Source organism: Bacillus sp. MRMR6, assembly GCF_001940785.1.
In the GTDB taxonomy this organism is placed as follows: domain Bacteria; phylum Bacillota; class Bacilli; order Bacillales; family Cytobacillaceae; genus Neobacillus.
Map to the genome: position 1 here is coordinate 24,133 of NZ_MSLS01000005.1, position 20,292 is coordinate 44,424.

Annotated in this window: 20 protein-coding genes and 1 riboswitch; of the genes, 4 read left to right on the forward strand and 16 right to left on the reverse strand. The window is 39.9% G+C overall.

Translation table 11 applies throughout. The annotated features are described in order from the left end of the window. Positions 1 to 27 precede the first annotated feature (27 nt). From BTR25_RS07175 to BTR25_RS07205, 7 genes are all read right to left on the reverse strand, one after another. Positions 28 to 1,044, reverse strand: coding sequence for an ABC transporter substrate-binding protein (locus BTR25_RS07175; RefSeq protein WP_083652269.1), 1,017 nt, complete (start codon positions 1,042 to 1,044; stop codon positions 28 to 30). Positions 1,045 to 1,070: 26 nt separating this feature from the next. Beyond that, positions 1,071 to 1,931, reverse strand: coding sequence for an ABC transporter permease (locus tag BTR25_RS07180; RefSeq protein ID WP_075687389.1), 861 nt, complete (start codon positions 1,929 to 1,931; stop codon positions 1,071 to 1,073). Continuing rightward, positions 1,913 to 2,713 (reverse strand): ABC transporter ATP-binding protein, encoded by an 801-nt coding sequence (locus tag BTR25_RS07185; RefSeq protein ID WP_075687390.1) that lies wholly within the window; start codon positions 2,711 to 2,713, stop codon positions 1,913 to 1,915. The genes BTR25_RS07180 and BTR25_RS07185 overlap by 19 nt, the downstream gene beginning before the upstream one ends. Positions 2,714 to 3,008: 295 nt before the next feature. After that, a complete protein-coding gene (locus tag BTR25_RS07190) occupies positions 3,009 to 3,539 on the reverse strand; it encodes a chromate transporter (RefSeq protein WP_075687391.1) in 531 nt (176 codons plus the stop codon). Beyond that, entirely contained in the window at positions 3,536 to 4,114 is a 579-nt protein-coding gene (locus BTR25_RS07195; RefSeq protein WP_075687392.1) for a chromate transporter, read from the reverse strand. Before BTR25_RS07195 ends, BTR25_RS07190 begins: the two co-directional genes overlap by 4 nt. Positions 4,115 to 4,147: 33 nt before the next feature. Next, positions 4,148 to 5,803: a gamma-glutamyltransferase gene (ggt, locus tag BTR25_RS07200; protein WP_075687393.1), complete on the reverse strand. Its 1,656-nt coding sequence runs from the start codon at positions 5,801 to 5,803 to the stop codon at positions 4,148 to 4,150. Further along, positions 5,800 to 7,011, reverse strand: coding sequence for an amidase (locus BTR25_RS07205; protein ID WP_075687394.1), 1,212 nt, complete (start codon positions 7,009 to 7,011; stop codon positions 5,800 to 5,802). The genes ggt and BTR25_RS07205 overlap by 4 nt, the downstream gene beginning before the upstream one ends. A 298-nt stretch (positions 7,012 to 7,309) precedes the next feature. On the opposite strand from BTR25_RS07205, the gene BTR25_RS27440 reads away from it, so the two are divergent. After that, complete coding sequence (locus BTR25_RS27440; protein ID WP_175596714.1) at positions 7,310 to 7,462, forward strand: hypothetical protein; 153 nt, start codon at positions 7,310 to 7,312, stop codon at positions 7,460 to 7,462. Positions 7,463 to 7,568: 106 nt separating this feature from the next. On the opposite strand, the gene BTR25_RS07210 is transcribed toward BTR25_RS27440, so the two are convergent. Beyond that, positions 7,569 to 9,356, reverse strand: a complete 1,788-nt coding sequence (locus tag BTR25_RS07210; RefSeq protein WP_175596715.1) for an acyltransferase family protein — start codon at positions 9,354 to 9,356, stop codon at positions 7,569 to 7,571. Between the two features lie 188 nt (positions 9,357 to 9,544). Beyond that, positions 9,545 to 9,982, reverse strand: coding sequence for a universal stress protein (locus BTR25_RS07215; RefSeq protein WP_075687396.1), 438 nt, complete (start codon positions 9,980 to 9,982; stop codon positions 9,545 to 9,547). Positions 9,983 to 10,199: 217 nt separating this feature from the next. On the opposite strand from BTR25_RS07215, the gene BTR25_RS07220 reads away from it, so the two are divergent. Next, entirely contained in the window at positions 10,200 to 10,640 is a 441-nt protein-coding gene (locus BTR25_RS07220; protein ID WP_075687397.1) for a YaiI/YqxD family protein, read from the forward strand. Between the two features lie 91 nt (positions 10,641 to 10,731). On the opposite strand, the gene sstT is transcribed toward BTR25_RS07220, so the two are convergent. Continuing rightward, positions 10,732 to 11,970 (reverse strand): serine/threonine transporter SstT, encoded by a 1,239-nt coding sequence (gene sstT / locus BTR25_RS07225; protein WP_075687398.1) that lies wholly within the window; start codon positions 11,968 to 11,970, stop codon positions 10,732 to 10,734. Between the two features lie 219 nt (positions 11,971 to 12,189). Between sstT and BTR25_RS07230 the strand changes: the two genes are divergently transcribed. Beyond that, entirely contained in the window at positions 12,190 to 12,582 is a 393-nt protein-coding gene (locus BTR25_RS07230) for a DUF2243 domain-containing protein (protein WP_075687399.1), read from the forward strand. Between the two features lie 128 nt (positions 12,583 to 12,710). Here BTR25_RS07230 and BTR25_RS07235 read toward each other — a convergent pair whose 3' ends face one another. The 5 genes from BTR25_RS07235 to BTR25_RS07255 form a co-directional block, all read right to left on the reverse strand. After that, the gene (locus BTR25_RS07235) at positions 12,711 to 12,986 is read right to left on the reverse strand and encodes a hypothetical protein (protein ID WP_075687400.1); all 276 of its coding nucleotides are present in this window, start codon (positions 12,984 to 12,986) and stop codon (positions 12,711 to 12,713) included. 104 nt (positions 12,987 to 13,090) lie between these two features. After that, positions 13,091 to 13,525 (reverse strand): flavodoxin domain-containing protein, encoded by a 435-nt coding sequence (locus tag BTR25_RS07240; protein ID WP_075687401.1) that lies wholly within the window; start codon positions 13,523 to 13,525, stop codon positions 13,091 to 13,093. Continuing rightward, entirely contained in the window at positions 13,522 to 14,568 is a 1,047-nt protein-coding gene (locus BTR25_RS07245; protein ID WP_075687402.1) for a ribonucleotide-diphosphate reductase subunit beta, read from the reverse strand. Before BTR25_RS07245 ends, BTR25_RS07240 begins: the two co-directional genes overlap by 4 nt. Positions 14,569 to 14,583: 15 nt before the next feature. After that, entirely contained in the window at positions 14,584 to 16,863 is a 2,280-nt protein-coding gene (locus BTR25_RS07250; RefSeq protein WP_483295241.1) for a ribonucleoside-diphosphate reductase subunit alpha, read from the reverse strand. Between the two features lie 137 nt (positions 16,864 to 17,000). Then, positions 17,001 to 17,197: riboswitch (cobalamin riboswitch) on the reverse strand. A 112-nt stretch (positions 17,198 to 17,309) separates the two neighbouring features. After that, positions 17,310 to 18,125, reverse strand: a complete 816-nt coding sequence (locus BTR25_RS07255; RefSeq protein ID WP_075687404.1) for a CBS domain-containing protein — start codon at positions 18,123 to 18,125, stop codon at positions 17,310 to 17,312. Between the two features lie 134 nt (positions 18,126 to 18,259). Between BTR25_RS07255 and BTR25_RS07260 the strand changes: the two genes are divergently transcribed. Continuing rightward, the gene (locus BTR25_RS07260) at positions 18,260 to 18,439 is read left to right on the forward strand and encodes a hypothetical protein (RefSeq protein WP_075687405.1); all 180 of its coding nucleotides are present in this window, start codon (positions 18,260 to 18,262) and stop codon (positions 18,437 to 18,439) included. 32 nt (positions 18,440 to 18,471) lie between these two features. Here the strand turns inward: BTR25_RS07260 and BTR25_RS07265 are convergent, their stop codons facing one another. Beyond that, positions 18,472 to 19,686, reverse strand: a complete 1,215-nt coding sequence (locus BTR25_RS07265) for a Bcr/CflA family efflux MFS transporter (RefSeq protein WP_075687406.1) — start codon at positions 19,684 to 19,686, stop codon at positions 18,472 to 18,474. Positions 19,687 to 20,292 lie beyond the last annotated feature (606 nt).

Sequence of the window (20,292 nt, forward strand, 5' to 3'; positions counted from 1 at the left end):
AGCCTATCTGAATGAATATCAAACCAACTAATTCCCAGGTAAGAACTCTGTTGTAAAAATGTCTTTTGCATCAAATTTTTCTTTTAAAATACCTAAATCATGTAACTGTTCGATCAGGGTAGCCCATCGTTCTTCTGTCATATATCCGACGCCATGGTCCACAGCATCTCCGCCATAGATAAAGTCGGCCTGTGCCTCTGCCTCGAATATCAAAGATTCCAATTCGATATCTGGGTTATCTTTTTGAACCGCGGTACTGATTTCTTCATATGAATCTTTGTAAAGATTCCAACCTTCCACAAAGGCGGTTGTAAAAGCTTTCACCGTTTCTTTATTTTCCTTTAAGTAATCTTTCGTCACATATAACACGATATTATACGGGTCGTACCCTGCATCGGAAATCAGTTTTGTTTCTACGTCCACTCCATCTAGTTTCATAAAATAAGGCTCGGATGTTACGAAAGATTGCGTAACAGAATTTATATCAGCAATAAAATTCCCGTGTTGTCCTGTATGCGCTAATTCCTCTACCTTACTTAAATCATATTGTGTTTTTAAATACTCCCAATAAATAATACCAGGCTGAATATATACCTTTCTGTTATTTAAATCCTCGAAATCCTTGATCCCATGACCTTTATGGAACATAAATGCCTGCGGGCTTCCTTGCATAGCAGCAGCTACTGCGACTAGTTCAATTCCTTCATTTCTCGCATTGATAATCTGGTCAGCATGAGCTAGTCCAAATTCAGCCTTCCCAGAAGCTACCATATTAATAGAAGAAACCTGTGGTCCTCCCGGTTCAACGGTTACATTTAAATTTTGATCTTCGAACAATCCGTTTTCCTGCGCGGCATACACACCGCCATGCTGAGACTTCGCAAACCAATTCAACACGACTTTAACATCGGTCACTTCTGCTTGCTTTTCTCCTGAACCTCCATCCGTTGCTGAACTTCCTGCCTCTTCCTCACCGCAAGCTGCAAGAATAAGAATTAAAACCATACCCATGACAAGAAAATGTAATTTTTTTAGTGCTTTCATCTTCATTTCCCCCTTTTTTATGTCTTTTATTTTTCAACCTTCATCGCTGACTCGTGCCATGATTTGAGCATTAATCGCGAAAACAAGCTAACTAAAAGGTAAAAGCTGATTCCAAAAATAGCACCCGAGATCGCACATGCGAATAAGTATGGTGTTTTTAATTGAACAGCAGCGACTGTGATCGCATAGCCTAATCCACCTTTTCCTCCCCCAATTCCAGCGACAAATTCACCGGTAACAGCTCCAACAATCGCCAATGTACAAGAAACCTTTAATCCAGACATAATGTACGGCATCGCAGCAGGTATTCGAAGTCTCCACATCGTTTGCCATTTTGAAGCATTATATAAAGTGAATAAATCACTCATATTTTTATCAACAGAATTTAGACCCATAAGTGTATTAGAAACAACCGGGAAGAATCCAATTAAAAATGCAATGATGACGATCGCGTTAAACCCAGAACCGAACCAGATGACGACAATCGGCGCAACGGCCACAACTGGTATCGTTTGTAAAATGACAGCGTACGGATAAAGACTAATTTCTAATATTCTCGAGCTAGCTAGTAAGACAGCAACGCCAATTCCGACTACACCACTAAATAAAAAGCCGATGACCGATTCAATTACGGTTATTTGAATGGCTGGCCATAGTAAATGCCAATCCTCGATCGCGGCTCCAAGCACATCTATCGGCTTCGGAAGAATAAATGGTTTGATATCGAGGATCACAGGAATCAACTGCCATAAGGAAAGGAAAATCACAAGGGCAATGATTGGTCCAATTACTGTAGCTCCAATCTTTCCGGATTTCCTTTTTTCTGCTTTTCCCAAAGAGTTCGAGACGATTTTCCCACTTTTGGTTGTTACTGTTTCCGTAGACATTCATCCATCTCCTTTCGACCGATGCTATGTTCAAGACTTTTTGAAGCAACTTCAAGATACTCTGTAAACTTACTATTTGTTCTCTCCCGAGGGTAAGGTAAATCTACATTAATGAGCGATGATAATCTTCCTGGCTGTGCTGACATGACTGCAATTCTGGATGATAAATAGACGGCTTCGTAGACATTATGTGTAACGAATAAGATGGTCGTATTTTCTCTCTTCCATATTTCAAGTAAATCCATTTGTAACGTCTGCCTTGTCAGTTCGTCTAACGCCGCAAACGGTTCATCCATTAATAGCAATTTCGGTTTGGCTGCTAATGCACGCGCAATGGAAACCCTCATTTTCATCCCACCCGAAAGCTGCCGTGGATATGATTTCAAATAATTTTTTAAACCTACCATCTCTAAAACTTTGATAGCTGCCTCTTTTCTGCTTTTTTTATCAGACCCTCTTAATTCAAGAGGTAATAACACGTTATCCAGTACCGTTCTCCACGGGAGTAAATTGGCATCTTGGAAAACAAAGGCAATATCATTTGAGTTTTGGATCACCTCTTTGGGTTTTTGCCCGTATACTTCTACGTTTCCTTTCGTCGCTTCTCCTAACCCTGCTACCATCCTTAATGCTGTCGATTTCCCGCATCCTGATGGGCCGAGAAAACTAATAAATTCCCCCTCTTTTACCGATAAGTCAAATCGACTTAATGCAACAGTTCCGGTATTATAAATTTTATCGACGTGTCGAAATGACACAACCTCATTCTGTACGGCTTCCATTGTCGCCCCTCCTTTTATATTACATGTTATATTTGTTAACATTATTTTTGGAATCAACCAAAAAACAAATGACTAGTTAGTTCATGTTATTTAATCTAACACCGCTGTGTAACATAGACTCATTATATATTTTTCAGAATCGTTTGACATTAGCTAACATTTACAAACTTTAAGATTATTTTTAGTTATAGTAGCTAAAAAATGGTCATAGAAAATAGGGAAGCGTTTGCATGAAGTATTAAAAATAAAAAATAAAAAAGCCCAGTCTTTAGACTGGACCAAAATAGTGTGAATATTAACTGAGAAAAATAGCTCCAAGGGCTAAACCGCCCACAATCACGAAGGCTGGATGTACCTTCCATTTTTCTAAAAGTAATAAGCTTACAACAGCTATCCCTAAGGTTATCCACACTCCACTCGACTGATAAGAGGTTTTAAAAAAGTCAAAAGTCAGGGTTGCCATGAGAACCGCTATAGCCGGAAGAACGATCTTAGACAATCTTTTCACTCTAGGCGAATCTTTAAAGCGATAAATGAACTGCAATAAAACAATCATTAGAAATAACGAGGGCGCGACGGTCGCAAAAACCCCTACTACTGCCCCAAACACACCGCCTACCTCATAGCCGATGTAGCCAGCCATTTTCGTGGCTATTGGACCCGGGAGAGCATTTCCCAATGCTAATATTTCACTAAATTCACTAGTTGACATCCATTGATATCGACTGACCACCTCATGCTCAATTAACGGAATCGAGGCAGGCCCGCCGCCATAGCCAACAATGCCCGGGATAAAAAAGGCAATAAATAATTTTAAGTAAATCATAGGCTCTCACTTTGTCCTTTAACAGGTATTTCGACTTTGGCTTTCTTTTCAGGCATACCCAGAGCCGCAACCAACAAGACTCCCACAACAAGACCTGGATGTACATTGAAAATTTCCATTACGATGAAGCTGCCGGCAAGCAAAAGACCGCCAATCTTCCAGCCTAATCCATTCTTAGTTTTTTTCAAGAAATCCCACGTTAACGTTCCTAACATTACTCCCACAATCGGAACAACGGCATCTGTCATCCCTTGAACCCTTGGGTTATCCTTGAATTGATTAAGAGATGTTAGTAAAACTAACATCAGTAGAATGGTTGGCAGGACAGTGGCGATGATCGCCGTCATCATACCAGTGAAACCTCCGACTCTGTATCCAATATAACCAGCCATTTTCGTAGCAATCGGACCTGGAAGTGTGTTTCCTAATGCCAAAACATCACTAAACTCTTGATCATTCAACCATTTGAACGTCCCTACCACTTCTTTATGTACTAACGGAATCGTAGAAGGACCACCGCCAAATCCTAACATTCCAGATCTAAAAAACGCTATAAACAGATCCCGTTGAAGCATCAAGACTTCCCCACCTCTTTTTGTTGTACAACTTTAATACCCTATGGCAGCACCATCACCTCGTGGATCGGCTCCGCCATATTTTATTTGACTATCTGGATCAATTTTTATCACACCTGCATGACCCATAATATCGGTGAAATCCTCAAGTACCTCTAATTGATGCCCTTTTTCCTTGAGTGCTTGAAAGGTTTCCTCCGATATTCTTGCTTCTATTTTCACACTGTTTGATACAGCTCCCCATGTTCGGCCATATAACCATCTTGGGGCTTCAATTGCTGCCTGAATCGGATAGTGATAATCCACAATTCGAGTCACTAATGCAGCTTGTGTTTGCGGCTGCCCTTCGCCCCCCATCGTACCGTATACCAAGTATGGCTGATTGCCCTTAAACAGCATCGCTGGATTAAGAGTATGATAGGATCTTTTTCTAGGCTGTAAGCAATTAACATGAGTCGGATCTAAGGAGAAAAAGCTCCCTCGATTTTGTAGGACCACTCCAGTATCCTTCGGGATAAAACTTGATCCAAACTCATGGTAAATACTTTGGATCATCGAAACCGCGTTCCCGTACTGGTCGACAACACCAAGCCATACTGTATCCCCTTTGGGATCCAGCTGTTTTTCTAGATGGACAGTCTTTGTGAATTTGATTTTACTTGCTAATTCCTCTCCTCTTTTAATAGACAAAAGTTCATCCAGAGGAATAGATGAAAAGTCGGGATCCGTTAAATATTGATCACGATCTTCAAATGCTAGCTTAATAGCCTCGATTAATAAATGATAATAATCTGCAGAACCCTCCTCGATAGATGGAAGGTCAAATTGATTCAATATATTCAATATGGATAAGGAAGCAAAGCCTTGTGTATTAGGAGGCAGGTTGAAAGCTTGATATCCTCGATAATTGACCGAAATCGGATCCACCCAATCGGATCGGTGTGAAACAAAATCCTCGCTAGTTAATACACCCCCATGATATTGAAGGTCCTCCACCATACTGTTCGCCATTTCACCGAAATAAAAACTACGGCTGCCTTCTTTAGCAATCTTTTCTAATGTTAAAGCCAAATCAGTCTGCCGCATTAAATCCCCAGCTTGGTAGGCAAAGCCATTAGATTGAGTAAATATTTTTTTAAATTCAGAGAATCGCTGTAAATGCCTAAATTCATTGTCAGTTTTATCTAGATTAACATTTGTCCAATGCTCTTGACTAGGGGTAACAGGGAACCCTTCCTTTGCATAGTGAATCGCTGATTGTAATAATTGATTCCAAGGTACACTGCCCTTCATTCTATCAACGGAATAGTCATAGACACTTTGCCAGCCGGCAACAGCTCCTGGTACGGTGTTGGCTGCAGTGGCTCCTCTAGCAGGGATTTTTCCAAACCCTAGTTTTTTATAAAAATCAATTGTAGCATTTTCACCTGATCGACCACTGCTATTAAGCGCTTTTAATTCCTTATCCTGTGCATGATAAATCAGCCAAAAATTATCGCCGCCGATCCCATTCATATGGGGATACACGACACCGATGGTAGACGCGGCAGCAATGGCGGCTTCAACGGCATTTCCACCCTCCTGCAAAACCTTCATCCCAGCTTGCGAGGCAAGATAATGAGGAGTGGTAATCATTGCATTGGGTGCCATTGTTGTTGGACGGTAAGAAAACGGTGGTGGATTCTTCATTCCTTTTCCTCCATAAACAGTTTCACACTATTTTCCTTTAGTGAATTTGTGAACTGATTCACCCATTTTAATAATTTTAGGTCTTGATGTTCATTCGCGATAAAAGATAGGCCGATGGGGATTCCGTTTTCTTTCATGAATGGAATGGTGACCTGAGGAAAGCCTGATAAGCCTGCGATACAGGTTAGCTTCATGGTCTGAGATCGGTATTGTTCCATTTTTCCAACAGATAAATTACGTAACGGTGCTTCACCAGGAGCGGTCGGTATCACTAATAGTCCGTTCTCTTTTAATAAACTAGAAAGACCATTCTTTATCTTTTCTCTTACTTCATGAAGAGGTCCAAGTTCGTTTTTATCCAATGTACTCGCCCATTTGAATCGATCTGCAATCCCGGGTCCAAAAGTTGGAGACACCTCGGTTATCCAGGCACTATGCTCATTCCAAATCTCAATTCCCTGAATCGTCCTAAAAACCTCAGCCCACCTCGAAAGACCCCCCTCTGACACCTTTATGTAATAACTGTTCTGACATGGGATCAATTTTATCGCTTGAGAAAATACATTCATAGTTTCCTCTTCTACAAAAGACCATGCCTCCTCTTCTAGATAAAATGACGAAAACTCCACTTGGTTATTTGACTCTTCCTGATGAATGAGAATTTCAGCTACATCTAATAAAAGCTCTGGTTCACGCGTCATCCACCCTACTGTATCAAAGCTTTTGGCAAGGGGGATCACTCCGTCCATTTCGACCACCCCATGTGTGGGTCTAAAGCCAAATAGTCCGCAATAAGAAGAAGGAATTCGAACCGATCCCCCTGTGTCAGTTCCAATAGCAAAGTCAACTAACTCTGCTGCAACGGCTACAGCAGAACCGCTTGAAGACCCACCTGGAATTCGATCGGATCCTCGTGGATTAATGGGTGTACCATAGTGAAAATTCTCACCATTCAGGCTGTACATTAACTCATCTGTATGGGTAGTACCTTTGAGATATGCACCTTGTTGTAAGAGTGACTCAACCACTGGGGCATTTTGGTTTCCGCGAGGATGTGTTCGCAACCAGTCGGGATTCCCTGCACTGCTGAGGACATTCTTTATTTCAAAGACATCTTTAACCGCAAAAGTTCGCCCGTTTAACCGTCCAGTATCAGTAATCCTGATGTTTAAATCGCTAGACATAAAAGCATTCCAATTATCACTCATTGCTGGTCCTCCCACCTGAAAATCCTCAATTTTATCATTCCTTCTATTATAATTAGAAAATGAAAACTAGTCATTGACACTTTTACTAAATATCAAAACCTTTTTTGTGATATTCAACAAATTTGATCTAGAAGGGCCAACTACATCAGCTCATTGGGGAATATCGAAAAAACATTGAAATAACTAATTTTTCACTATTATTTTGCTATTCCGCCTTTTTCGAAAGCGCTTTTATGTGAAGGGAATCACATATATAATAAGAGTGTAGGAAAAACCTATAACCTAATTGGAGGAAATCATGATGCTTACCGATCTTTTTATTGAAATCAAAAACTGGTTGTTGAACGATTCTATTTCTACAGATGCTTTAAAAGAGTTTGAGAGAATTGAGTCCAAGCATACTAGAGTTCATCATGATGAAGATATTTACGAAATCATCCGTATCCATTAATCAATCATAACGTTCAAAGCCTTCCAAATGATGGAAGGCTTTTATTATGAGAGACTCTGCTAGTGCTTATCTTTATATTTAGAAAGCTTGCTTATTAATAAAAGAATTAATCATCTTTCAAATGTTCAACTAATAGGTTGCTGTAAGTTTCTCCACCTAACTTTGATAAGTGAACTCCGTCCTTTACAAAATACTCCTCATGACCCGCACTTGTACTATACCAGTCAATGAGATTGGTGTACGGGAGACTTTTTACTACTTCTTCTATCGTAGTATTGACGGTGCTCTCCCATGGCCTGGGTACACGGCAGTTTACTAGATAGACTTTTTTCGTTCCTAGCCCTTGAATGATACTGATAAGGTCTGACTTTTTAAAAGGTCCATTTGTTCCGGTTTGGATGATGATATATTCCCCTAATTGGCCGTTTTCGTTCAGTTGGCTGACTACCTCTGGCACTTCAGACATTTGCCTCCCGATCCTGTAGTCGATGATGGCTTCCGGGTAGATCTTTTTGAAAAAGGGAATTACATCATGAATGAGAGAATCTCCAATGATAGTAATGGTTTTCGGTTTAGGTTCCGTCTTGGTCCCTTCTTCCTTAGTAGGTGTTACCGGAAGTACCTCAGGTCCGTTCATGAGATCATTTCCACTACCCATTTCAGTCGTTGGTTCAGCAACTGCTGGAGCCGCGGCTGATTCGAGATTTGTTTGAGAAACAAATACCGTTCCTGCTCCGATAAATAAGACAAAGACAACAATCAAACCTGCAAGTTTTCGATAGAAAACAGGATTCCTCCAAACGGCCTTTGTTAACTTTCCGGCACGAATCGGAGCTTCAATAAAACGATAAGACCAAGCGGCTAGTACTAGTGTAGCAGCAATTTGAACTAAGACTCGCTTTAGATCGACACCGTCTGTATTTATCGAAGGAGTAGTCAGGATAATGATTGGATAATGCCAAAGATAAATGCCGTAGGAACGTACACCGATCCAGCGAATCGGCTTACTACTTAACCACCTGCCAAAACGGCTAGCAGGATGTGCAAATGCGGCTACGGAAATCATCGTAAAAAAGGATAACAGAAACATCCCGCCCTGATAAAGAAAAGCATCATATTGGGATGTAACGTAAAACATGAAGATCGTAATAGTTAAACCAATACCTCCTAGTGCCTCTAATACGAAACTTGCAGGCATTGGTAAGGTTTTCGATAATTTCTGACTCGGCCATATGAACGCAAGTGCTGCACCGAGAAAAAGTGAAAATGCCCTAGTATCTGTTCCATAGTACACTCGAGTCGGATCTGTCCCTGGAATGTACAGGATTGCCATTAACAGGGTCGACAGAAAAATACCAGCGAAAATGACCATGACACGCGAGCTCTGTTTTTTAAACAGGGTAATAATAAGAATGAGCAGAAACGGCCAAATTAGATAAAATTGCTCTTCAATCGCGAGTGACCAAATATGTGTAAGCGGTGAAGGTGAACCGAATGCTTCAAAGTAAGAATAATCGTAAAAAATGTACCACCAATTTAAAAGGTAAAATAGTGCCGGTAACCATTCGGTTTGTAGTTTAGAAAATGCCTCATGGTTGGTCAGAGTTACCCAGGCGGATACCATTAGCAGCATGGTTATGAATGCCGGTGCTAATCGGCGCAACCGCCGAACCATAAACTTTAGGTAATTTAATTTCCCTGTTTTCTTCCATTCGTCTATTAGTAAATCGGTAATCAAATAGCCTGATAAGACGAAGAAAACTGTCACACCCAGGAAACCACCGGGGAGCCAATTCAAATTCAGATGGTACATCACCACACCGACTACAGCGATGGCTCTTAGCCCATCAATACCTGGCATGTATCTGCGTTGTTCTTTAGTTGGGCTAACCAATTTCATCCACTCCTATGTCCACTCTAGAAGGGCTCTTTTCTGATAAGTTAAATATAGCAGGATAAATCCGAAAAATGTTAGTTCAAACKGAATAATCATTCGACAATAATCACCAAAACCAAAGTAATCATCACTAGAAAGTATTAAAATAGCCCCACTCCTGAAGGAATAGGGCCTTACTTTATTATTTATTTAACTATTAGAACTGGGCATGTTGCTTTTTGTGCGACGTAGTGACTGACGCTCCCTAGGAATAACTCCTTTAGTCCGCTGAGTCCCCTGCTGCCCATTACCACAAGATCTGCATCATTTTGCTTAATAAAATCTGTAATCGTCGGACCGGGATTTCCTTTTATGACAAATACACTTGTTTTATTAGGGAGCGATCCTAACTCTTCTTCAATCTCTTCTCGAATCATGTTGATTTCTTCACTTCGGTTGTCATAATAAGATCCTGCTGGAATGCCATATGAGTAGGGTGCTGGGTTATCTGGATACATGACGGTTACTACATTCAATTGAATGATTGGATCCTGCTTTGCCAAATTCATGGCCATTTTTAAGGCTTTTTTACTCAATTCTGAATGATCATATGCAACTACGATTCTTGAATAATCCGTTAACATAATTGTCATCCTCTCCTTAAAACTATATCCCTCTACTATAATTATACGGCGGATTTCTCAAGAAACGATTGAAGATATTGACAACTTTGTTATATTTCAGTAAAGAATATAAATTCCTTCAAACATTAAAAAGGTTATTGCTAGCATCATTATCGTTTGACAAAAGCTAAATCTGCCATTATCATCAACTCAAACTAATTTACAGGAGAAAATAAAGATGAAAATTTATGTTGATGCAGATGCTTGTCCAGTCAAAGATATTATTATCTCCGAAAGTAAGAATGCTAATATCCCTGTGATCCTGGTAACTAGTTTTTCTCATTTTTCAACTGCGGAACAACCATCAGGAGTAGAAACCATTTATGTTGATTCTGGAGCAGATGCTGCTGATTATCGAATTATGAAGTTAGCAGACAAAGGAGATATCATCGTTACGCAAGATTATGGTCTTGCATCACTAGGTTTAGCAAAAGGGTGTACCGTTCTTCACCACAATGGCTATAGCTATACAAATGAAAACATTGACCAATTATTGCAAACACGATATTTGAGTGCAATGGCTCGAAAAAGCGGAAAACGTACAAAGGGGCCGAAACCATTTACAGCAGAAGATCGAGAGAAATTTAAGTTGCATTTTAAACGAGTGATTTCACAATAAAAAGAACAGAACCCGAAAAATCTTGAAAAATAAAAAATGACGTATGCCAAAACATACGTCATTTTTTCGTTGAGAAATTTTTATCGTTGCCTTATGCTATTTCTCTGATATCTACTTTCTTACCTTCTTTAAGCCGCTTTTTGTATTCAGCTGTCGCTGTAAACACGACATCTGTTGAAGAGTTAAGGGCTGTTTCAAAAGAGTCTTGCAGGACACCAATGATAAAGCCAACCCCAACAACCTGCATCGCTACTTCATTCGGAATTCCGAACAAGCTGGCAGCAAGTGGAATCAATAAGAGTGAACCTCCGGCAACTCCTGAAGCACCGCAAGCGGCAACAGCGGATAAGACGCTAAGGATGATGGCTGTAGGAATGTCCACTTGAATGCCTAGTGTATGAACCGCAGCAAGTGTCAAAACCGAAATCGTAACGGCTGCCCCCGCCATATTGATGGTAGCTCCAAGTGGAATGGATACAGAATAAGAATCTTTATCCAAGCCTAGTTTTTCACATAATTTCATATTGACCGGAATGTTGGCAGCTGAGCTTCTTGTGAAGAAGGCAGTAATGCCACTTTCCCTAATACACTTAAAGACAAGCGGGTATGGATTCTGACGTAGCGCAGCAAATACCATAAGCGGATTCACCACAAGGGCAACAAAAAGCATGCAGCCGACCAAAACAGCAAGTAGCTTTCCATAACCTAATAAAGATTCAAGACCGTTTGTGGTAATCGACTCAATAACTAGACCCATAATTCCGAACGGCGCTAACTTGATGACCCAACCTACCACTTTGGACACGGCGTCTGAGAAATTGGAAACCAATGTCTTAGTCGTATCAGGTGCATTTCGTAAAGCAATTCCAAGAACGATTGCCCATGCTAAAATACCAATATAGTTAGCATTATAGATGGCTTTTACCGGGTTATCGACAACGTTCAACAGTAAAGTTTTTAGAACTTCCACCACGCCGCCAGGAGCAGCTAAATCCTCCACTCCCTTCGTAAGAGTGATAGTTACTGGAAAAATAAAGCTGACCACAACGGCGATTAATCCTGCCAAAAACGTTCCTAAAAGGTATAGGCTAATAACAGATTTCATATTTGTTTTCTGGCCGCTTTTGTGTTGGGCGATCGCCGCCATAACCAGGAACAGGACCAAAATCGGTGCAACTGCTTTTAAAGCCCCGACAAATAACGAACCTAATATAACTAAAGGTTTCGCCGTTTCTGGGATGGTTACTGCCAAAATAATACCAATAATTAACCCAATTAGGATTTGTTTGACAAGACTGATTTGATTCCATTTCTTCAATGAATTTTTCATATATTGTCCCTCCAATTTTAAAAAACTACTTTTAATATAAAATGATAACAAGACGTATTATATTGAATATTAAGATATTTTACAATAGCTTCATTATTATTGCGAATTAATTAATAATTTAGACAAATTTACATTTGCTTACACAACAAATAAATTCCCTATTACCTAAAGGAAATGTATAATATAGTTCTAAAAAAAGATGTTAAGGGGTTTTAGAACATGAGGCTTTTTGGGGCGATTCTTGGATTTTTTGCAGTTGACTTTCTGTTTCATTTAATAGATGCATTGGCATTTGGGATGAAAGCCGAAACAGGTGCAGAGCGCATAGGCGCTGTTGGCGTCGGCGTCACCGTGCTGCTTCTACTGATTGCACTATTTTACCGCTTTTTTCCGAAATCATTCTTTCACGGCTTTATCGTAGCCACAGGCCTTTTCTTGAGCTTTGACATCGTCGTCTTTCACTGGATCTTTCAGTTGCACCGGATCACAAGCGGTGCAGAAGCCAATTGGTTAGAACCCATTTTCGTGGTGACAGGCACCATTTTAGTCATTTTTGGGATCAAAAAGGAAAAAATGATTACGATTAAGAATGATACAGAGATAGGCTTATAGCATGAAAAATCCTCAAATCAATTGTTTGAGGATTTTTTCGTTATTTACCGCCACAAAACGACCACTAAATCTTTGGAGAACGAAAAAACAACTGCTTTGCAGCAGTTGTTGATTACTATAAACTATTTCTATATCGCCTTACTTCTAATATACTCATTAATTGTTTTTCTAAAACTCCAGAGTATATCTGTCAGGATCTCACATTCGATTTTATTCTCTCTTATATCCCAATAAAGTTCATTCTTCCGATGATAAGTAAAAGTGCCATTATCATACTTCATAATGGTCAAGTTACCTTTTGGCTTCACTGTATTAAGGGTTAGATAATATTTCATGCCATCCCAATTTGCATAGTTTTCAAATTCATTTAGGAACTCAGCAACCTCTATTTTTCTCCTAATCAAGCCTACCGCTCCCTTTCCTCAGTTAAGTAGTCATATATAGAATTATAGAAAAAAAGAATTCAAATTCAAGCAATTTGTCAGATAATCTCCCGTAGTTTCTAAACTTAAACCATTGCCCCTAATAGGATACTAACGAACTTCTCGCATCTCTCCAGATCCTTCGATTGCGGTCTAAGTTCAATTTTTAATGTTACAGCTAAGCGGCTTTTTCGAAAAAGCATGTCCCTAAAATGGTCTACAGCACCACAAAAATGTGGATAACTGCTATCGCCTGTCCCAAAAACTCCAGTCATAACATTTTTTGCATCTTGTTTTTCAAAGGCTTGATACAAACCCATCATTTCAAGAGGAATTTCCCCATTCCCCCATGTATAGGTTCCGATCATCACCGCATCAAAACTTGTTAAATTCTCATGAGGAAAATCTTCAACACTAAATAGACTTGCCTTTCCCCCCTGTTCCAAACATATCCTAAATAATAACTCTGCTAGTTCTTCGGTATTTCCAGACTGAGAGGCATACACAACTGCAAGTTTCATAGTTCATCGAAGCCGTTTGACTGAGTCACCTTTGAATAAGTTCTGGATTTCTGTTCAAAGAAATCCGATTTCGTTCCATTCATCATTTCATCGCTGAACACATGAATCCAAGGCATTGGATTCGTGCGTTCTTCGTATAAATTTTGAAATCCAAGCTGGCGCAGCCGTTTATTTGCCAGGTATTCCGTGTAGTGCTCGTATTCCATCAAGTCAATCCCCTCAATATCTCGGAGAATGAAACGAGCCCATTCTTTTTCAAGCTTGACGGCATGGCCAATTGTTTCATAGACATATTCCATGTTTTTAAAAGTATTTAATTCAGGATTTTCAGTTAAGAGAATGCGAATGAATTGGGCCATAAAGTAGGCATGCTGCATTTCATCGCGTTGTATATAACTAATCATCGTACTTGTCTTCAGCATTTTTTGCTGACGGGCAAGATGATAAAAGAAAGCAAAGCCAGCGTAAAAATAAATACCCTCTAGATTAATAGAATTGACCGCAAGCTGGAATAAATGCTGTGGTGTAGGTGCCTGGCGAAATGTTTCATACGCATCTAAAATCAATTGATTGCGTTTTTGAACCAGCGGGTCCGCCTTTGCTTGATTGAACCGGTCATTTTGTTCACTTAAAGGCACCAGTGAACTAAGAATATAGGAATACGATTCGTTATGAACAGCCTCCTGCTGGGCAATAACGGCAAAAATCGCTTTAAAGCTCGAATCGGAAATATAGTCCATCACCTGAAACATGGTCGGTGTTTGCAAGCTATCGAGCGAAGCCAGCTGTGTATTGATTCTCAAGAAAACCTCTTTTTCTGTTGAACTAAGTTGATCCCATTGTTTAATATCATCCTGCATATTAATTTCCTGCGCCTTCCAGAAATTTGATAGCAGAGTTTGATACAATTCATACATTTGCGGATAAGCGATATCATTCCAATTGAGGAGACCGGATGATTTCCCATTAATAATACCTGTTGATTTATTTGGGTGCTGCGGATGTAACAGTTTCACCTTTGATAACGGTACATGAATATTCAAGATAAATTCCTCCTGTTAGCTATGGCATGCTTCGCATTCTTCGATTTCGCTCTGTGAGGTGCTTCTCACGTAATAGGTTGTTTTTAATCCCTGTTTCCAAGCCTCCAGATGTAGGTTCAGCAAATCCTTTGCCTTAATGTCATGCCGTACATACAGATTAAAGCTAATCCCCTGGTCAATATGACGTTGACGGGCTGCATTTTGTTTAATGCTCCACACTTGATCTAATTCATAGCGGGCACGGCGATAATAGCTGTAGGTATGGTGGGTTAGGTCAGGTGCCGTCACTCTCATTTTGAAATTCTTCTTTTCTTCGGCATATTCAACCGAATAAATCGGATCAATCCCATCTGTTGACCCGCCAATTTTAGCAGTGGACGAGTTTGGTGCAACCGCCATCAGCCAGCCATTTCGAAGCCCATGTGCTGCAACCTCTTTTTTTAGCTCCTGCCATTTTTCTGAATGATAATTTTTTCTCGAAAAATATGCACCTGTCTGCCATTCTGATCCCTGGAACTGACTATAAGCTCCTTTTTCCTGTGCAAGCGTTTTTGATGCCCGAATCGTATGGTAAGCTATTTCTTCATATAGCTCATCAGCATACTTGACCGCCTCTTCCGACTCCCAATAGATTCCTTTAAGGGCAAGGAGATGATGCCAGCCGAATGTACCGAGCCCGATTGCTCTGTATTTTTTATTGGTCACCTGGGCTTGTCCTACTGAGATGGTATTTAAATCAATCACATTATCGAGCATTCTCACCTGGATGTTGACCACTCGTTCCAACACATCATCCTGAACCGCTTTTGCCAGATTAATAGACGCTAAATTGCAAACGACAAAGTCACCTGGTTTACGGACAATCACGATATTCCCGTCTTGGTCTTGGTACTCATTAACAATTGTAGTCGCTGACATATTTTGCATGATTTCCGTGCATAAATTACTGCAGTATATCGAGGTTCTGCCCTTTCCGAGGATATGTTTATTTGGATTTTGCCGATTAACCTCATCACGATAAAACATATAAGGTGTCCCCGTTTCTAATTGTGAAACCATAATCCGGGCCATTATATCCATTGCCCGGTAAGTCTTCCTCGGAAGAAGTGGATGATTAACTGCCTCCTCATATTTCTCGGAAAAATCCTTTCGCTCGTGCTCATCATAGAAATCCTCAAGCCCAAGAGGCTGACCATTTGTGTCCTTCCAGCCCATGATTTGCTTGACTTGATGGGGACAAAACGTATGCCATTCCCCGATGCTTCTGCCACTCTCATCTTTTTCCTCTAGTTTTTTCATAAATAGGTCCGGAACGGTAACCCCTGTGAAAATATCATGTGCTTTTCGTCTTTCATCGCCATTGTTCGTCTTTAAATCCAGGAACCCGTTCATAATGTCTTTATGAAACAAGTCCAGGTAAACAGCAATCGCACCCTGCCGCTGACCTAACTGATCGACACTCACCGCGGTATCATTTACTAGTTTCACCCATGGAACAATGCCTGAAGAATTGCCTTTGAATTTTTTAATGTCAGAACCAAGAGCACGGACCTTTCCAAAATAAATGCCAACTCCTCCCCCATCTTTACTAAGGCGGGCCGTATCCCAATTGTTTAAATAAATGCTATCGAGCGAATCATCCACCGTATCGATAAAGCAGGAAGAAAGCTGTCCGTAGCTCTTGCCGGCATTGGCCAGTGTTGGTGTTGCAACCGTCATATATAAATGACTCAATGCCCAGTAAGCTTCCTTCACAAGCTCCAAACGCTTCTGCTTGCTTTCGTATTTCATAAGGGTCATGCTGATGATCATAAAACGTTCCTGAGGCAGTTCATAAACATTTTTACGATAATCTCTAGCAAGATAGCGATCTGCTAATAAAAATAATCCTATGTAATTAAAGGAGTAGTCCCGTTCAGCGTCAATCATTTTGGCGAGTAGATCGACTTCCTCTTTGCTGTATAAACATAACAAGTCAGGAGAATATATACCTACATCTGTCAACTGTTTGAGTAACGAATAAAAATCCCCATACTTTGCAGTCCGATTATAGCCCCGGCTTTCCGCCGCTTTCTTATACAGTTCATTAAGAAAAAATTCCGCAGCCACAAAGGTCCAATCAGGCTGATCCATTCTAATTTGTTCAATTGAATAGTGAAGTGCTTGTTGATTTGCTTCCGCTTCTTTTATCAGCGGATCACTGATTCGCTTTCTTAATTCTGTAACATCCAGTCTGAAAATTTCCTCAGCCCGCTTCAATGCCTCGGCTACTCTACCATCCACACCAGTGGTCATGTTCATTCCTCCAATAAATAAAAAAATCCGCCCCGGGTATGGGAGCGGACGAAACGATCACAAAACAAAAGGTTCATAAAGAAAGAAGAACAAACCTCCTGCTGCCACCGTCCCATCTTCTCAATCCCCGAAGAAGTGAAACTACTTAAGAAAGACAGGTCTCCTGACTCATGCTTCGTCCTACTTTGAACCCTTCCCGAATAATCGCCTTTTCGTTAGCTTTATTATTCAGTGGCTTGTCCATTTCGTCAGCATTTACAGTTGCGGGGGCAGTTCTGGATTTCACCAGATTCCCAATTAAGCCTTTGCAGGCATCTTTTCTTAAGGCAAACACAATATATAGTTTTACTAGTTAAAAAATACAACAATATGTAGATGTAAAACTAGTTTAAATCATAATATAAACATTTTACGATTTCAAGTACTATTTTTCCCATCATTAACAACTAAGGAAAATTTAGCTTTTCGCAGGTTTCTAACAATTGTTCTGTTTCTTCAATCAAGGCAAACATGTTAGTCCAGGAGCTTTGTGTATTCAAATCCTGTGAGTGGGCCAGGTTGTTCCTTAGGTTTTCAAGCTCCTTAAAGAAGACCTTTCCTTTGCTTTTAGATTCAATGCTCATTAATTCTCTTAGTGGCTGCTCGTTCAATACAATATCCCGCTTGTCACATAACTGGAGGCAGTCACTTAATTGAATGGCTTCATTCCGGGTTTTTCTAAGTAAAAATAAATCTTCAGCTTGGTTAATCCTTTTCGTGCTTAAATGCTTTCTCCAGGAGTCCTCAGGAAAATAATCATGGATGATCCGATATAGATGCATTTCCATTAACGAAATCAATCCAAATAACAGCATTCGGATAGGCGGTTTTTGCAGGTCCGCTAAGGTCACAACCTTGGTAACACGATTCCCCTCTAAAACAAAGATTCTTTCACGCTCTCGAAAAATAAACAGCGTCTGAATCAATGGTGTGTTTTCAGCGACAAGCTCTGTTGGTCCAAAGCTCCGAAAAAAGTCTTTACACGTCCCGGCCTTCAAATCCGCTCGAAGCACATATCCTTGGACGGTTCCTTGATCTTCCACACCGATGACATCATAATCTTTTAGCAACATCTGTTCTTTAATGAGTAGAGCGTCATTATGGAGATTACAAGTAATAAATGATTCAGATATACTGCTTACCGTAATATTTTGTTCATATAGCGAACGAAGACTTTTATAAGAACTGACTTTATCTCGATTGCTTGCAGTAAAACGTGCCATATTCTCTATCCCCTCCAATAATGGACCTGAGTATACAGTATAAAACAAAAACGTTAGGTTTGGTATGAAGTATATAATTAAACGTTTAGAAAATCATAGTACAGAGGATTCTAAGTGAGGGAGAGATCGTTAGCATGAGTATTTTAAAGGATGATGATCAAATTCAGTTAATTGCCTATTGGCTCAAAACGAGTAAAGTTGAGAACACAGAAGGATCGGTTAATAAAGAAATTATTCGATACCAGTTAAGAATGGAATTTGATGTTCAAGATGATGAGATCGTGGATAAAGTTTACGATGCAATAACTGAATGAAAAAGAGCCTTCAATGTGAAGGCTCCCACGGTTTATAATCTAGAAGTCTGTAGCTTAAGAGATGGTTTACGGACTAAACCGATATAAGAAAGAAAAGCCAAGAAGCTTGCGCCAAAGATTACGACACCCATTGGAATAGCCGAGTACTCCCCAGCAATTCCAACAAGCGGAGCCGTCAATGAACCTAGAACAAAAGGTAATAATCCTAATAGTGCAGAAGCACTTCCCGCAATATGTCCTTGTGTCTCGATTGCTAATGCGAAAGACGTAGTGGAAATAATACCAATCGACATGACTAAAAAGAAAATCGGGACGGCAACGACGATTAACGGTGCTTTTAGAAGGAGTGCTAGCAGCAGCGCACCAGCGGCTGTATTAGATATCATCAATCCGATTTTTAGAAAAGTCTTCTCTGGAATAATATCTGTTAAACGGCCAACCAGCTGGCTTCCAATAATTAAAGCAATCCCATTCACAGGAAATAAGAAACTAAATTGCTGTGGCGATACACCGTAAATATTTTGATAAACAAAGGGAATTCCAGATACATAAGCAAAGATTCCAGCAACGATAAAGCCTTGTGTAAAAGCATACCCCATGAACTGGCGATCTTTCATCAACGAACCAAAATTCTTAATGGTGTGAGAAAGATTACTAGGGACACGCTTTTCTATTGGTAATGTTTCTTCTAAATTGAATGAAACAATAAGGACTAATACCAAGCCAACCAAAGCCAGTAAAAGGAAAACACCTGTCCAGGTCGTAAAAGCAAGAACTCCTCCTCCCACAATCGGTGCAATGATGGGACCAAGGTTACCTACTAACACCATTAAGGCAAAAAACTTGGTCAGTTCCCTTCCGCTATAAAGATCCCGAACAATCGCCCGAGAAATGACGAGTCCACCTGCTGCAGCAAAGCCCTGAAGCAAACGTGCGCCAATGAAGAAATAGATATTGGGTGCGATCGCACAAATGAGTGAAGCAAGCAGGTATAAACCTAGAAAAATAAGCAAAGGTTTCCTCCGACCTTGGACGTCACTCAATGGCCCGATAATCAATTGCCCCAAACCCAGCCCTAACAAACATGAAGTTAAACTGATTTGGACCAATGAAGCAGTCGTATGGAATTCATTCACAATGGTTGGGAATGACGGCAAATACATATCTATCGTAAAAGGGCCTAAAATTCCGAGTGAACCTAACAATATAGCAAGCTGTAATCTCTTTTTTTGTTGTAAATTTTTCAATTTTCCCTCTCCTTACCTTACTCATACTTCATTTATTTCGAAACCCTAAATTTATAGAGTTTTATTATAACTCTAATACTATGCAGTGGTAAACTAATAAAATCGTAAACTTTATGTAAATGCACTCAGTAGTGTATTCGTCTTCGTTTTGTCCACCTACTTTTATTTACAACTAAGTAGAAGACCCATAAAATATAAAATGGCTCAGTTCATATACTGAGCCATTTTATATATCCATTTTTATAACTTGTTGAAGTCACACATCCGTTCGTAAAAAATCACTTTTTGTTTTCTTTTTAAAATACTCTCCACTCTTCAGAGTAATCAGGATTAGTAACATCTAATTCTTCAGAAACAATCTCCATATTATTTAAATCAAATTTAACTATATAATTCCCGAAAGGAGCTTCATTTTTTGCCAATCCTCTATCATATTCAACTATACCTTCCGAAATAATTTTAGAAGCAATTGTAGTTTTGTAATCGTTATCAACAAAAGCATCAAGAACAGGATCAATAAAGAATGAGTGTTAATTTCAAACGCAAATTGGCACTCATTTTAACTTGCATTTTTAATGTTTGCGATAGGAAACGGAACCCGTACCC

Coding starts and splice junctions, on each gene's coding strand:
- BTR25_RS07175 (WP_083652269.1), bottom strand. CDS start 1,044: ATGAAAGCACTAAAAAAATTACATTTTCTTGTCATGGGTATGGTTTTA.
- BTR25_RS07180 (WP_075687389.1), bottom strand. CDS start 1,931: ATGTCTACGGAAACAGTAACAACCAAAAGTGGGAAAATCGTCTCGAAC.
- BTR25_RS07185 (WP_075687390.1), bottom strand. CDS start 2,713: ATGGAAGCCGTACAGAATGAGGTTGTGTCATTTCGACACGTCGATAAA.
- BTR25_RS07190 (WP_075687391.1), bottom strand. CDS start 3,539: ATGATTTACTTAAAATTATTTATTGCCTTTTTTATCCCGGGCATTGTT.
- BTR25_RS07195 (WP_075687392.1), bottom strand. CDS start 4,114: ATGCTTCAACGGGATCTGTTTATAGCGTTTTTTAGATCTGGAATGTTA.
- ggt (WP_075687393.1), bottom strand. CDS start 5,803: ATGAAGAATCCACCACCGTTTTCTTACCGTCCAACAACAATGGCACCC.
- BTR25_RS07205 (WP_075687394.1), bottom strand. CDS start 7,011: ATGAGTGATAATTGGAATGCTTTTATGTCTAGCGATTTAAACATCAGG.
- BTR25_RS27440 (WP_175596714.1), top strand. CDS start 7,310: ATGATGCTTACCGATCTTTTTATTGAAATCAAAAACTGGTTGTTGAAC.
- BTR25_RS07215 (WP_075687396.1), bottom strand. CDS start 9,982: ATGTTAACGGATTATTCAAGAATCGTAGTTGCATATGATCATTCAGAA.
- BTR25_RS07220 (WP_075687397.1), top strand. CDS start 10,200: ATGAAAATTTATGTTGATGCAGATGCTTGTCCAGTCAAAGATATTATT.
- sstT (WP_075687398.1), bottom strand. CDS start 11,970: ATGAAAAATTCATTGAAGAAATGGAATCAAATCAGTCTTGTCAAACAA.
- BTR25_RS07230 (WP_075687399.1), top strand. CDS start 12,190: ATGAGGCTTTTTGGGGCGATTCTTGGATTTTTTGCAGTTGACTTTCTG.
- BTR25_RS07240 (WP_075687401.1), bottom strand. CDS start 13,525: ATGAAACTTGCAGTTGTGTATGCCTCTCAGTCTGGAAATACCGAAGAA.
- BTR25_RS07250 (WP_483295241.1), bottom strand. CDS start 16,863: ATGACCACTGGTGTGGATGGTAGAGTAGCCGAGGCATTGAAGCGGGCT.
- BTR25_RS07255 (WP_075687404.1), bottom strand. CDS start 18,125: ATGGCACGTTTTACTGCAAGCAATCGAGATAAAGTCAGTTCTTATAAA.
- BTR25_RS07260 (WP_075687405.1), top strand. CDS start 18,260: ATGAGTATTTTAAAGGATGATGATCAAATTCAGTTAATTGCCTATTGG.